This is a genomic window from Nonomuraea pusilla, assembly GCF_900109355.1.
Lineage (GTDB): Bacteria > Actinomycetota > Actinomycetes > Streptosporangiales > Streptosporangiaceae > Nonomuraea > Nonomuraea pusilla.
Map to the genome: position 1 here is coordinate 555,336 of NZ_FOBF01000001.1, position 13,434 is coordinate 568,769.

Below are 13,434 nucleotides of genomic sequence, written 5' to 3' on the forward strand. Positions count from 1 at the left end.
ATGGTTCAGCCGGGCGACAAGCGAGGCGTCGTCTTCGTCGTCATCGTGATCGTCATCGCCGCGGTCGGCATCTACCTGACCATGGGGCCCGACCCCGGCGAACCCGCCGAGTCGTCCACGCCCCAGGCCGCCGCGACGCCGGCCGCGACGAGCAGGCCCCTCGCCACGGCGAGCAACGCGCCCTTCGACATCTACGCGTACCTGCCGATGAAGAAGGAGCAGCTCGCCGCGGCGGCGGACCTCGCCGAGAGGTTCACCGCCGCGTACGGCACCTTCAGGTACGACGAGGACCCCGCCGCGTACGCCGACCGGATCAAGGCGTTCACCACCGCCGAGCTGGGCACCGTCCTGACCAGGACGCTCACCTCGGCCGGCACCGTGCAGCAGAACCGCGACGACCAGGTCGTCTCCACGACCACCGCCAAACTGAAGGAGATCAGGCAGGTCGAGAGGACGTCCATCGTGTTCGTCGTCACCGGCAGCCAGCAGATCGCCGCCAGGAGCGGGGCCAGGCAGGCGGTGAACGACTACGCGGTCACGGTGAGCCAGAACGGCGCCGACTGGCGGATCTTCGACATCCAGCCCGCCGACGAGGGCCAGGACGGGGACAGCTGACGTGACGACCTCCAAGTTCCGGCTCTTCCTGCTGCTCGGGCTCGCCGGCGCGCTGCTCCTCGTGCTCGTCGTCGTGTCGCCGATGCTGTTAATCAGCGTGCCGTCGTTCATCAGCGACGGCGGAGGCACCTCGACCGACTGCACCGACGACGTCCAGGTCGAGGGGGTGTCCGACTCCGCCGCCTCCGACATCCCCGCCGACTACCTGGAGCTGTACAAGAAGTACGGCAAGGAGATCGGCGTGCAGTGGAACATCCTGGCCGCCGTGGGCAAGCGCGAGACCGACCACGGCCGCTCCAACCTGCCCGGGGTCAAGAGCGGCACCAACTACGCCGGCGCGGCGGGCCCCATGCAGTTCCTCATCAGCACGTGGGGCGGCAAGGCCAGGGTCTCGATGTCGTCCGAGTTCAACGGCTACGCCTCCGACGGCGACGGCGACGGCGTGGGCGACGTCTACAACCCGGCCGACGCCATCCTCGGCGCGGCCAAGATGCTCAAGCGCAACGGCGCACCGGAGAACGTCCGCCGGGCGCTGTTCACGTACAACCGGGCCTGGTGGTACGTGGACCAGGTGGTGGAGATCGCCAAGAAGTACGCCGAGTCGGGCGACGTGCGGGTGCCGCCTCAGGCGTCGGAGGAGTGCGACGACCCGCTCGTCGCCGCCGCGCCCAGCGAGGTCGTCGCCAAGATCCTCCAGTTCGCGCTCGCCCAGCGCGGCAAGCCGTACCTGTGGGGCGGCACCGGGCCCGACGCCTTCGACTGCTCCGGCGTCATCTACGCCGCCTACCGGGCCGCCGGGCTGACCATCCCCCGCACCACCTTCGAGCAGTGGCCGTTCGGGGTGAAGGTCGCGGGCGGGGACGAACAGCCCGGCGACCTGGTGTTCTTCAACGCCGGCCCCGGCACAGGACCCGACCGTCCAGGGCACGTCGGCCTGGTCGTCTCCAAGGGCAAGATGCTGGAGGCGCGCTGCCGGCTGTGCGGGCCGATCAAGGTCACCAGCTACCAGGCGCGTGGCAACCGGGTCGGCTTCACCCGCCCCCTCCAGAACCCCGACGTCCTCGACCAGCTCAAGAGGCTGCAGAATGCGACGCTATGACGGTTGATCGCGAGGAGCCCGTGCCGACGGTCGTGGTGGCCGCCGTGATCGTCGCGCCTGGCGGGCGGGTGCTCGCCGCGCAGCGCGCCGACCCGCCCGCGCTGGCGGGCGGCTGGGAGTTCCCCGGCGGCAAGGTCGATCCCGGCGAGGGCGAGCGGGAGGCCCTCGTGCGGGAATGCCGCGAGGAACTCGGCGTGGAGATCAGCGTGGGGGAGCGCGTCGGCGGCGACTGGCCGCTGTCGGAGGGGTACGTGCTGCGGGTGTGGCTCGCCGCCCTGGCCTCCGGCACGCCCGAACCGCGAGAGCACCTGGCGCTGCGGTGGCTCGGGCCCGGCGAGTACTACGACGTGGAGTGGCTGGGGGCCGACCTGCCCGTCATGAAGTCCGTGGAGAACCTGCTCGCCCAGGGTTAGGCCGTCGCCCTCCGTGACATAACGCTTACGGGGTGTGAATCGTCGCAGCGGGGGAGATGGGCGATGCGTCGTGGCTGGGTCGTGGCGGGGACCCTCGTCCTGGTGGCCGTGCCGTCCGTACCGGTGGCGGCGACCGGGGTGTCGCTGGTCCTCCACCGGGTGGGCGTGCCCGAGGGCGTCGGCAAGTGGATCAGGACGGGCGACGTCCAGCGGTTCCGGGTGCGGTTGCACGGGAGCGTACGGGGGGCCAAGGTGGCGGTGGCCGCCGCTCCGGCGGAGGCGCTGCTCGCGGTGGCCTGCACACCCCGCCGCCGCCCGGCACAGCCCGCGCTCGTGCCGCCCGGGTCTGTGCCGCCGGGTGCGCCGCTGACGGGCCCGGCGGCGCCGCCGCCGGCCGCCGCGGGACCGGCGGTCGCCTCGGCTGCCGCGCCGGGCGCTGGGGCGACCCGTTCGACGGCGGCCCCGGCGGATGTGGCGGTGGCAGGTGCCCGGATGGCGGTGGTGAGCGCAGGGGCTCGGGCTGCGCGCGAGCTGGCGGCGCGGGCGCTCGACGTGGCGGGCCGGGGCGCGCTGGGCGCGGTCACCCTGCCCGGGGCCCAGGTGTGCTCCCTCAGGGACGTCTCCGGCAGGAGGGCCGTGGACGTGACCGTCACCGCTCCCGAGGGCGCGTCGGAGGTGACGCTGGCGGCGGTCGCCCGGCTGCGGGCGGCGCCGGGAGGCGACCCCACCACGATCAGCAAGACGACCACCACCGTGGTCACCGACCCGAGCGGAACCACCACGACACAGACCGGCACGCCGCAGACCGGCACCACAGGAGCCGGGACGACGCAGACCGGCACCACAGGAGCCGGGACGACGCAGACCGGCACCACAGGGGCCTGGACGACGCAGGCCACGGCGCGGGCCGGCAGGACACGGGCCGGTGGAATGGTGGCGGGCGGGTCCGGCGGGGCCTTGCCTCTCGGAGGCGACCCGCGTCCGGAGGCAGCGCCTGTGGAGGGGCCGCAGGCAGGCGGTCCCGGTGTCGGCGTCGGCCCTTCCGCCGTGGCAGGCGCGGGTGCGCGCGCGACCGGTGAAGGGTCCGGTGAGCCGGGCGGTGGTCCGGTGGTGCGGGAGATGCGTTCGCGGAGGGCCGTCGGAGACGCTCAGATCGGCTGGAGGGCTCAGGCCGTCCGCGGGCAGCGCGGCGTCCGCGCCGACGCCCTAGGGGCTGCTTCCGGCGCCGGCGGACGGGCTCAGGGGCTGGGGAACGGGCGGCCGGGCGTCGGGGCCGACTCCTGGGCAGGCGCCGAAGCCTGGTCGCGGCCGGCCGGCGGGAGCCCTCGGTCCGCGACGGGCCGCTCGGAGGGGAGCACGTCCGGGATCGACGGTTGGGCCCGGAACCCGCGGCCTGCGTGGGCCGGGAACCTGCGGCCTGCGTGGGTCCGGCATGATGGCGGGCGCGTCGGTTGGCGCCGGGATGGTGACGGGCGGGTCGCCTGGAGCAGGGCTGATGATGGGCGGGCTGTCGGAAGCCGGGCTGATGATGGGCTGGCTGTCGGGCGTCCAGGTGGCGACTGGCGGGCCGCTGAGGGTGGCGGTGCCGACGGAGGCGGTGCTTGGGAAGCCGCGGGGGGCGCCGTAGGCGCCGGATCTGGTTACACCGGGTCCGGTTACCCCGGGGCCGTCGAAGGGGCTGAGGTGTTGCGGTTGCCGGTCGCGCAGCCGCAGCGAGGCGGTCTCGGGCAGGCGGGAAGTGGTGCCCGTACGGGCGGCGGCGCCGGCGTCCCCTGGAGCGGCATGTCGGGCGGAGTCCGGGGAGACGCCGCGGAGGGCGGCCGGGCCGGTGGCCTGGGCTTCGGCGGACAGGACGGATTCGGTGGCGGGGGAGCTGGAGGGCTTGCCACCGGCGGCCTGGCCGCCGGGCCGAGCATGCCTGGCGTCATGGCCCCGAACCAGGCGGCCGATGGCCCTGCGACTGCTCCTGGTCAGGGCGCGGGTGGGGCGGCTCTCGGGCCGGGGTCTGGGGCTGGGAGTGGTGCTCCTGGTCAGGGGGCCGGTGGGGTGGGCTTGGCTCCCGGTGCCGGGGCGGCTGGTTCCGAGGCGGGGGCCTTCGGCGCGGATCCGGGCCCTGGAGTGGCCATGGGTGGCGTCCCCGGTGGCGACGGCGTTTCCGGCGGCGCCGGTGGCGTTCCGGATGATGTCGGGGGCGGGGCGCCGTTGCCGTTGGAAGTGGCGGCGGGGCGTGGTGAGAGGGTGCGGGCGGTCGCGGACGTCGAACCGCTGGCGGGCCCGCAGGGGTTTCCCCTGGTCGCGGGCGGGATCGCGGTGCTGCTCTTGACCCAGTGGGCCGTGTCGAACTGGCAGCGGTCACGAATAAGGCGTAAAGTCAGCTAGATCAGTCTTTACTGTTACTTTGACCCGACTAGTATTCCCTTGACCATGGTTCCGGGACTACGCGGAGGGCACTGGTGGCACGCACCCGAGCGACAGCCGTGTCCGCTGTCGTCCTGGCGGTGGGGCTGACGGCGGTGGGCGTCGCCCCCTTCGTGGGGCAGAGCGCGAGCGCCTCCGTGTCGGTGTTCGACCCGGCCGTCGAGCCCTGTGACGCGGGCCAGACCTGCGATCCGGAGACCACGGTCACGGTCACCACGACGTTGGGTTCCCCGACCCAAGAGGCGCCGGAGACGACCGTCACGAAGACGGTCACCGCGAGTCCGACGCGCACGAAGGCGTCCCCGACGCCGACCCCGAAGAAGAGCACCACCCCTCCCGCGCAGACGCAGCAGCCGCCGCAGCAGAATCCGGCCACGCAGAACCCGCAGCCCCTGCCCAGCCAGAACCTGCCGGTCCCGCCGGTGAGCACCCCCGAGTCCACGCCCACCGACACGGGCGTCGAGATGCCGCAGGTCGCGTCCGACACGCCCTCCCCGCCGGCCGCTCCGGTGGAGACCCCGGCCGCCGGGGAGGAGGAGGTGCCGCTGGAGCTGCGCAACGCCGCCCCCGAGTACGACCAGCGCACCCTCACGCAGAAGCTCAGCATCCCGGCGCTGATCCTGGTGCTGCTGGCGCTGTTCGCCGTCCTGATCTTCGAGGGGCGGCTGCGCAGGATGGCCCACGCGGCGGCGGTGCGCAAGGCGGGGCCGCAGGCGGCCCGCCCGGACGCGGTTCCGCCCGGCTACCCCCCGGCGGCCCCGGGTTACGCGACCGCGGCCTTCCCCGCGCCCGGCTACCCGGGCGGCACGGCGTACGCGCCGATCATCAGCTTCGTGCCCGTCCAGACGTATCCGGGCGGGCCCGTCCAGTACGGTCCGGTCTATCAGGATCCCTCGGCCGCGTACGCGGGCCAGCCGCCCGCGTACGCGCCCGAGGGGCACAACCCGGCGGCGCCCGGCCCGGTGGTGCTGCCGCCGGAGGAGTTCCAGTCGTACGGTCACCAGCCCCCGGTCGCGCCCCAGCCCCCGCAGGCGCCGGAGCCCTCTCAGACGGAGCCCTCTCAGACTCAGCAGCCCCAGCAGCCGGGACGGCAGGAGAAGCCGTACCGGGACCTGTTCGAGCCGCTCGTGCCTGCGGCTGACATCCCGCCCGGCGGCGCCCGCCCGTACGAGGAGGAGCCGAAGCACCCGATGCCTCCGGCGGCCGCGGCGGAGCCCGGAGACTCGGAGCCGTGGCAGCAGGCCGCCCCGGCAGGGCCTGGCGAGGTGACGCGGGTGGAGCCGCTGCCGAGCACGCAGGACATGCCCGGCCCCTCGTCGTCCCGCCGCCGTCGCCGCCGCAAGTAGAACGGCGCTCCGGACACGCGAGGAGGGCGGGACGGGAGCCCTGGACACGCGAGGAGGGCCGGGCGGGTGCCCGGCCCTCCGCCGTCGCGGTCAGCTCACTTCGAGCGCTTGAAGATCTTGTTGCCCAGCCAGACCAGCGGGTCGTACCTGCGGTCGACGACGCGTTCCTTCATCGGGATCAGCGCGTTGTCGGTGATCTTGATGTGCTCGGGGCAGACCTCGGTGCAGCACTTGGTGATGTTGCAGTAGCCGAGCCCGTGCTCCTGCTGCGCGGCCTCCTTGCGGTCGGCCACGTCGTACGGGTGCATGTCCAGCTCGGCGATGCGCATGAGGTAGCGGGGGCCGGCGAACGCGGCCTTGTTCTCCTCATGGTCGCGGATGACGTGGCAGACGTTGTTGCACATGAAGCACTCGATGCACTTGCGGAACTCCTGGGACCGCTCGACGTCGACCTGCTGCATGCGGTACTCGCCGGGGCGCACGTCCGCCGGCGGGGTGAACGAGGGGATCTCGCGGGCCTTCTGGTAGTTGAAGGACACGTCGGTGACGAGGTCCTTGATGACAGGGAAGGTCCGCATGGGCGTGACGGTGATGGTCTCGTCCTCGGCGAACGTGCTCATGCGGGTCATGCAGCCGAGCCGCGGCTTGCCGTTGATCTCCATGCTGCACGAGCCGCACTTGCCGGCCTTGCAGTTCCAGCGCACGGCCAGGTCGGGCGCCTGCGTGGCCTGGAGCCTGTGGATGATGTCGAGGACGACCTCGCCCTCGTTCACCTCGACGGTGAAGTCCTCGAGCCTGCCCTCGCCGCCCTCACCGCGCCAGACCTTGAACTTTGCCTTGTAGCTCATGACTTCGCTATCCCGTCGAACTCGGCCATCTCTTCGTCGGTGAGGTACTTCTTCAGCTCGTCCCTGTCGAACAGGGTGATGAGGTCGTCGCGCATCCTGGGCTGGAGCCGCTCCTCGACCTGCACCGACGAGCCGTCGGATGCGGAGCAGACGAGGAGCTTGCGGCGCCACTCGGGGTTCATGCCGGGGAAGTCGTCGCGGGTGTGGCCGCCGCGGCTCTCCTCCCGCATGAGCGCGGCGCGGGCCACGCACTCGGAGACCAGGACCATGTTGCGCAGGTCGATGGCGAGGTGCCAGCCGGGGTTGTAGATGCGGGAGCCGCCCGCGCCGACCAGCCGCACCCGCTCCTTCAGCTTCTCGACGACCTCCAGGGCCTCGGAGACCTCCTCGGCCTTGCGGATGATGCCGACGAGGTCGTTCATCGTGCGCTGGAGCTCGTGGTGCACCTCGTACGGGTTCTCGCCGTCGCGGCCGAGCGGGGCGAGCGCCTCCTCGCGGGCGGCGTCGACCTGGTCCTGCGGCAGCTTGGGACGGGCCGCGAGCCCGTCGACGTACGCCGCCGCGCCGGCTCCGGCCCTGCGGCCGAACACCAGCAGGTCGGACAGCGAGTTGCCGCCGAGCCGGTTGGAGCCGTGCATGCCGCCCGACACCTCGCCCGCCGCGAACAGGCCGGGCACGGCCGACGCGCCGGTGTCGGCGTCGACCTCGACGCCGCCCATGATGTAGTGGCAGGTCGGGCCGACCTGCATGGGCTCGGCGGTGATGTCGACGTCGGCCAGCTCCTTGAACTGGTGGTACATCGACGGCAGCCGCCGCCTGATCTCCTCGGCGGGCAGGCGGGTGGAGACGTCGAGGAAGACGCCGCCCTGGGGTGAGCCGCGCCCGGCCTTGACCTCGGCGTTGATGGCGCGGGCCACCTCGTCACGCGGCAGCAGCTCCGGCGGGCGCCGGTTGTTGGCCTGGTCGGTGTACCAGCGGTCGCCCTCCTCCTCGGTGGTGGCGTACTTGTCCTTGAACACCTCGGGGATGTAGTTGAACATGAAGCGCTCGCCGTCGGAGTTGCGCAGCACGCCGCCGTCGCCGCGTACGGACTCGGTGACGAGGATGCCGCGCACGGACGGCGGCCAGACCATCCCGGTGGGGTGGAACTGGATGAACTCCATGTTGATGAGCTTCGCCCCGGCCAGCAGCGCGAGGGCGTGGCCGTCGCCGGTGTACTCCCACGAGTTCGAGGTGACGACGTACGACTTGCCGATGCCGCCGGTGGCGAGGACGACGGCCGGCGCGTCGAAGAGCACGAAGCTGCCGGACTCGCGCCAGTAGCCGAACGCGCCGGAGATCCGGTCGCCGTCCTTGAGCAGGCGGGTCACGGTGCACTCGGCGAAGACCTTGATGTACGCCTCGTGGTCGCCGTGGGTCTCGTAGTCCTCCTGCTGGAGGGCGACCACGCGCTGCTGCAGGGTGCGGATCAGCTCCAGGCCGGTGCGGTCGCCGACGTGCGCCAGGCGGGGGTACTCGTGGCCGCCGAAGTTGCGCTGGCTGATCTTGCCGTCCTTGGTGCGGTCGAACAGCGCGCCCCACGCCTCCAGCTCCCACACCCGGTCGGGGGCCTCCTTGGCGTGCAGTTCGGCCATGCGCCAGTTGTTCAGGAACTTGCCGCCGCGCATGGTGTCGCGGAAGTGCACCATCCAGTTGTCGTCGGGGTTGACGTTGCCCATCGCGGCGGCGGCCCCGCCCTCGGCCATGACCGTGTGGGCCTTGCCGAAGAGGGACTTGCAGACGATCGCGGTCCTCTTGCCCTGCTGGCGGGCCTCGATCGCGGCCCGGAGCCCGGCGCCGCCCGCGCCGATGACGACGACGTCGTATTCGTGACGCTCGATTTCCACTTGAGACAGATCCTTACGCGAACGGGAAGGCGATGATGCCCTTGGCGACGAGGCGGACGTAGAGGTCGGCGCCCATGACGGAGAACATCGAGGCCCAAGCGAGCTGCTGGTGCTTGGCGTTGAGTTTCGAGACGAACGTCCACGCCTTGTAACGCAGCGGGTGACGGGAGAAGTGGTTCAGCCTGCCCGCGGTGATGTGCCGGCACGAGTGGCACGACAGCGTGTAGGCGTTGATCAGGACGGCGTTCGCGATGAGCACCCAGGTGCCGACGCCCGCCGGCTTGTGCACGAGAGCCAGGACCGCGTCGTAGGCCAGGATGAGGCCGACCACGATGGCGGCGTAGAAGAAGTACCGGTGGATGTTCTGGATGATGAGCGGGAAGCGGGACTCGCCGGTGTACTTGCCGTGCGGCTCCTGCACGGCGCAGGCGGGCGGCGACAGCCAGAACGAGCGGTAGTAGGACTTGCGGTAGTAGTAGCAGGTGAATCGGAACCCGCCGGGCAGGCCCAGGATCAGCAGGCCCCCGGGGAGGGTGTACCAGTCACCGATGGGGGCCCACCCGAACAGGCGCGCTCCCTCGGGGCAGGTCGCCTCGGCCAGGCAGGGCGAGGAGAACGGGGCTATGTAGGGATCGACGAAGATGCTGTCGTCGAAAATCGCCCAGAAGCCGTAGATGAGGAACGCGCTGAGGGCGAGGAATGTCAGGAGCGGCACCACCCACCATCGGTCGGTGCGCAGGGTGCGCACCTTGACTTGCGCACGCTGCCTTCTGACGGGGGCGTCGGGCGTCGTCTGGGTCATCGGGGACCTCTCCACCTCCCGCGGACCCTCGCACGCAGGGGGTCCGGGTCGTTCGCTGGGCGCGCGTACGGCGGCTTCCGCTCAGGCGCGCGTTGGTGGGGATACGTTACGCCCAGCGCGCCGGAAATTGTGAGCAGGGTCACTCACCTTTTTCGATGACCCACTGTGATTCCTGTCACGTAGCCCCGTCAGAGTCGTTGCCCCTTACTCGGCAACTTAACCACGGTCACGAAGAAATCATCGATTTGCCGGACAACTCGGATAAATTGCTCGAAATCCACCGGTTTGGACACGTACGCGTTGGCGTGCAACCGGTAACTGCGCACGATGTCCTCCTCCGCCTCCGACGTCGTCAGGATCACCACCGGGATCGCCCGCAGCGCCGCGTCCGACTTGACCTCGCGCAGCACCTCCAGCCCGCTCATCCGCGGCAGGTTGAGGTCGAGCAGGATCAGGTCGGGCCTGCAGGCGCCGGCGTACGGGCCCTCGCGCCGCAGGTACGCCATCGCCTGCTCGCCGTCGTTGACGACGTTCAGCCGGTTCCTGACCTTGTTGAGGTCGAACGCCTCCCGCGTGAGCAGGATGTCGCCCTGGTCGTCCTCCACCAGCAGGACGTCGATCGGCTGCCAGTCCGTCATGACGGCTCCTGTCCCTCCTCGGCCGCGGGCAGCGTCCAGCGGAACGTCGCCCCCTGGCCCCCGGCCGAGCCGTCGAGCCAGATCCGGCCGCCGTGGAACTCGACGATCTTCCTGCACAGCGCGAGCCCGATGCCGGTGCCCGGATACACGTCGCGCGGATGCAGCCGCTGGAAGATCAGGAAGATGCGCTCGGCGTACTTCGGCTCGACGCCGATGCCGTTGTCGGAGCAGCTGAACTCCCACAGGTCGTCCACCCGCCGCACCCCGACGTGGACGCGCGGCGGCCGCTCCGAGCGGAACTTCACCGCGTTCTCCACCAGGTTCTGGAAGAGCTGCGTGAGCCGGCGCGGGTCGGCGAGCACCACCGGCAGCGGGTCGCGGGTCACGACGGCACCGGCGTCCTCGATCGCCGCCGACAGGTTCTCCAGCGCGGCGTCCAGCGCGCCGCCCGCGTCGGCCGGCTCCCTCTCGCCCGTGGCACGGCCCACCCTGGAGAAGTCGAGCAGGTCGTTGATGAGGAGCTGCATGCGCTTGGCGCCGTCCACCGCGTAGTGGATGTACTGCCTGGCGCGCTCGTCGAGCTGCGGGCCGTAGCGCTGCTCCAGCATCTGCGTGAAGCTCGCCACCTTGCGCAGCGGCTCCTGCAGGTCGTGGCTCGCGACGTAGGCGAACTGCTCCAGCTCGCCGTTCGACCTGCGCAGCTCCTCCGCCTGGTCGGCGGCCACCCGCCAGGCCGAGACGATCCGCCCCCGCATGGCGTCGACGTGGCTCGACAGCTCGGCCAGCTCGGCCGGCCTGTCCACCCGCAGCCGGTGGTCGAAGTCGCCCGCCGCCACCTTCCGGACCTGCTCGGTGAGGGCCCCGACGGGCTTGAGCACCGCGAAGCGGACGATGAACGCCAGCCCGGCGCCGCACGCGGCGACCACCAGCAGGAGCGCGACCAGGGCCGCGTTCAGCGTCTGGAGCTGCGCGGCCACCTCCGGCCTCGGGTTCAGCGCGCGCACCTGGGCGGTCATGGCGAGGATCGTCGCGCCGCCCGCCACGATCGCCGCCGCCGCCACCCCGCCGGTCAGCATGAACCACCAGGCGACCGGCAGCCGTCCGACGCCGGTCGGCTCCCTGGCGGGAGGAAGGGGATGGATGCTCACCGGGACGCCCTCCTGCGGACCAGCACCGCGGCGAGGTCGTCGCTCAGCTCGCCGGCCTGCGCGATGAGCCGGTCGAGGTCCACGTCGCCGTGCTCGCGCACGAGCCGTACCAGCCCCTCGACGCCGAGCGGCTCCTCGTCGCCGCCCGCCGCCGCCTCGATCAGCCCGTCGGTGTACAGCATGATCGACCACTCCGCGCCGAGCGGGACCTCGATCTCCGGCCACGCGGCGTCGGTGAAGATGCCGAGCGGCGGCCCCGACGGCGCGCCCTCCACCACGGTGACGACGCCGTCGCGCACCAGCACCGGCGGCGGGTGGCCGACCACGCGCATGCGGACGCCGCCCAGGTCGGGCGCGATCGTGGCCGTGCACAGCGTGGTGAAGATCTCGGGCGTCTTGCGCTCCGCCCTGAGCAGGGAGTCGAGCGTGCGCAGCAGCGTGTCGCCCGTCTGCCCGGCCAGCACGAGCGTGCGCCAGGCGATGCGCATCGCCACGCCGAGCGCCGCCTCGTCGGGCCCGTGCCCGCACACGTCGCCCACCACGACGTGGACGGCGCCGTCCGGCGTCTGCACGGTGTCGAGGAAGTCGCCCGCGAGCAGCGTGCCCCGGCTGCCGGGCAGGTAGCGGGTGGCGTGCTCCACGGACGTGCTCGGCAGCAGGGCGACCGGCAGCAGGCCGCTCTCCAGCCTGGCGTTCTCCTGGGCCGTCAGCTCCGCCTGCACCAGCCTGAGCTGGGCCAGGTCGGCGCGCTTGCGCTCCATCGCGTACCGGATGGCGCGGGCCAGCAGCCGGGCGTCGACGTCCTGCTTGACGAGGTAGTCCTGCGCGCCGGCCTGCACCGCGGCGACGCCGACGTGCATGTCCCTGAGCCCGGTGAGCACCAGCACCGCCGCGTACGGGGCGAGCGCGAGCACCTGCTCCAGCGCCTCCAACCCCTGCGCGTCCGGGAGGTTGAGGTCCACAAGCACGCACTGGATCTCGGGGCTCAGCCGGGCCTTGGCCTCCTCGACCGTACGAGCCCGGTGGACGTGCGGCGGCGCGCCCGCCTCCTTCAGCAACTCCTCCACCAGGAGGGCGTCCCCGTCGTCGTCCTCGATGAGGAGCAGCGTCAGCGTTTCGGAGAGATGTGCCGTCACACGCGCCTCTTAGGGGGAGTCGGGCTTCCTTGGAAGCTCATTCTGCGATGAGCGTGACCCCTTGCGGAAGCGTGCCCTCCAGCCCGGCCTCCACCACGAAGGCCAGCAGGATCTCCCTGAACGCCTGCGCCGCGCGCGTGGGCTCGACGTCCTTGCGGTGGGCCAGCGCGATCGTCCGGCTCAGGCCGGGAGGGGCGAGCGGCGTGCCGGTCAGCCCGGGGCGGCCGTCCAGCACCATCGACGGCACGACCGCCACACCCAGGCCCGCCTCGACGAAGCGCAGCACGGCGTCCATCTCGCCGCCCTGCACCGAGAAGCGCGGCTCGAACCCGGCGCTGCGGCACGCCGTCAGCGTGGCCTCGCGCAGGTCGTACCCGCGCCTGAACATCACCATCGGCCGGCCCCGCAGGTCCTCGATCCGCAGGTACGGGCGGCGCACCCGCTCGTGCGACGGCGAGACGACCACCAGGTTCTCCCGCAGGATCTCCTCCGTCACCAGCGAGGGGTCGTCGCTCTGCAGCGGCATGATGATCAGCGACAGGTCGAGCTGGCCGCGCGCGAGCGCCCGCACCAGGTCGCGCGAGCCGCCCTCCTCCACCAGCAGCTCCACCCCCGGGTACGCGCCGTGGAAGCGGGCCAGCGCGTCGGCCAGCAGGCCCGCGCACAGCGACGGCGTGGCGCCGAGCCGCACCCTGCCCCTGCGCAGCCCCGCGAGCTGCGCCACCTCCTGCCTGGCGGTGTCGGCGTCGGCCAGCATGCGGCGGGCCAGCGGCAGCAGCGCCTCACCGGCGGGCGTGAGCGTGACGTTGCCGCGCGCGCGGGAGAACAGGGGCGCGCCGAGGTCGGCCTCCAGCGCCTTGATCTGCTTGCTGAGCGACGGCTGGGCGACCCGCATCCGCTCCGCCGCCTGGGTGAAGTGCCTGGTCTCCGCGACCGCGACGAAGTACGCGAGCTGCTGCAACTGCATGTGATATTCCTCGCACCGGCCGGCCGTCTCCGTCGCGGTCAGCCGTACAAACCAAGCATCATAGCTGATGGCTATGGAAACCAGATCCGTCATGACTTGGACGGATCATCCCTGCGTA

The 13,434-nt window shown here is 71.9% G+C and carries 11 protein-coding genes; 4 read left to right on the forward strand and 7 right to left on the reverse strand.

Annotation, left to right across the window (positions count from 1 at the left end; genetic code table 11):
* From BMX74_RS02450 to BMX74_RS02480, 4 genes are all read left to right on the forward strand, one after another.
* The gene (locus tag BMX74_RS02450; protein WP_055508315.1) at window positions 1-615 is read left to right on the forward strand and encodes a hypothetical protein; all 615 of its coding nucleotides are present in this window, start codon (window positions 1-3) and stop codon (window positions 613-615) included.
* 1 nt (window position 616) lies between these two features.
* Window positions 617-1,714, forward strand: a complete 1,098-nt coding sequence (locus BMX74_RS02455) for a C40 family peptidase (RefSeq protein WP_091097898.1) — start codon at window positions 617-619, stop codon at window positions 1,712-1,714.
* Window positions 1,711-2,127, forward strand: coding sequence for a (deoxy)nucleoside triphosphate pyrophosphohydrolase (locus BMX74_RS02460; protein WP_055508319.1), 417 nt, complete (start codon window positions 1,711-1,713; stop codon window positions 2,125-2,127). Before BMX74_RS02455 ends, BMX74_RS02460 begins: the two co-directional genes overlap by 4 nt.
* A 2,477-nt stretch (window positions 2,128-4,604) precedes the next feature.
* Window positions 4,605-5,891 (forward strand): superantigen-like protein SSL4, encoded by a 1,287-nt coding sequence (locus BMX74_RS02480; protein ID WP_091097904.1) that lies wholly within the window; start codon window positions 4,605-4,607, stop codon window positions 5,889-5,891.
* A gap of 95 nt (window positions 5,892-5,986) precedes the next feature.
* On the opposite strand, the gene BMX74_RS02485 is transcribed toward BMX74_RS02480, so the two are convergent.
* The 7 genes from BMX74_RS02485 to BMX74_RS02515 form a co-directional block, all read right to left on the reverse strand.
* Window positions 5,987-6,739, reverse strand: a complete 753-nt coding sequence (locus BMX74_RS02485) for a succinate dehydrogenase/fumarate reductase iron-sulfur subunit (protein ID WP_055508329.1) — start codon at window positions 6,737-6,739, stop codon at window positions 5,987-5,989.
* Window positions 6,736-8,625: a fumarate reductase/succinate dehydrogenase flavoprotein subunit gene (locus BMX74_RS02490; protein ID WP_055508331.1), complete on the reverse strand. Its 1,890-nt coding sequence runs from the start codon at window positions 8,623-8,625 to the stop codon at window positions 6,736-6,738. Before BMX74_RS02490 ends, BMX74_RS02485 begins: the two co-directional genes overlap by 4 nt.
* A 13-nt stretch (window positions 8,626-8,638) precedes the next feature.
* Entirely contained in the window at window positions 8,639-9,427 is a 789-nt protein-coding gene (locus BMX74_RS02495) for a hypothetical protein (RefSeq protein ID WP_055508333.1), read from the reverse strand.
* 188 nt (window positions 9,428-9,615) lie between these two features.
* Window positions 9,616-10,065 carry a response regulator gene (locus tag BMX74_RS02500; protein ID WP_055508335.1) on the reverse strand — a complete coding sequence of 150 codons (450 nt, stop codon included), beginning with the start codon at window positions 10,063-10,065 and terminating at the stop codon, window positions 9,616-9,618.
* Window positions 10,062-11,213, reverse strand: a complete 1,152-nt coding sequence (locus BMX74_RS02505; protein WP_055508337.1) for a sensor histidine kinase — start codon at window positions 11,211-11,213, stop codon at window positions 10,062-10,064. The genes BMX74_RS02500 and BMX74_RS02505 overlap by 4 nt, the downstream gene beginning before the upstream one ends.
* Entirely contained in the window at window positions 11,210-12,349 is a 1,140-nt protein-coding gene (locus tag BMX74_RS02510) for a PP2C family protein-serine/threonine phosphatase (RefSeq protein WP_091097906.1), read from the reverse strand. The genes BMX74_RS02505 and BMX74_RS02510 overlap by 4 nt, the downstream gene beginning before the upstream one ends.
* 37 nt (window positions 12,350-12,386) lie before the next feature.
* Complete coding sequence (locus BMX74_RS02515; RefSeq protein WP_055508342.1) at window positions 12,387-13,316, reverse strand: LysR family transcriptional regulator; 930 nt, start codon at window positions 13,314-13,316, stop codon at window positions 12,387-12,389.
* Window positions 13,317-13,434 lie beyond the last annotated feature (118 nt).

Excerpts from the sequence above, each read along its gene's own strand:
- BMX74_RS02450 (WP_055508315.1), top strand. The coding sequence starts at position 1 with ATGGTTCAGCCGGGCGACAAGCGAGGCGTCGTCTTCGTCGTCATCGTG.
- BMX74_RS02460 (WP_055508319.1), top strand. The coding sequence starts at position 1,711 with ATGACGGTTGATCGCGAGGAGCCCGTGCCGACGGTCGTGGTGGCCGCC.
- BMX74_RS02485 (WP_055508329.1), bottom strand. The coding sequence starts at position 6,739 with ATGAGCTACAAGGCAAAGTTCAAGGTCTGGCGCGGTGAGGGCGGCGAG.
- BMX74_RS02495 (WP_055508333.1), bottom strand. The coding sequence starts at position 9,427 with ATGACCCAGACGACGCCCGACGCCCCCGTCAGAAGGCAGCGTGCGCAA.
- BMX74_RS02500 (WP_055508335.1), bottom strand. The coding sequence starts at position 10,065 with ATGACGGACTGGCAGCCGATCGACGTCCTGCTGGTGGAGGACGACCAG.
- BMX74_RS02515 (WP_055508342.1), bottom strand. The coding sequence starts at position 13,316 with ATGCAGTTGCAGCAGCTCGCGTACTTCGTCGCGGTCGCGGAGACCAGG.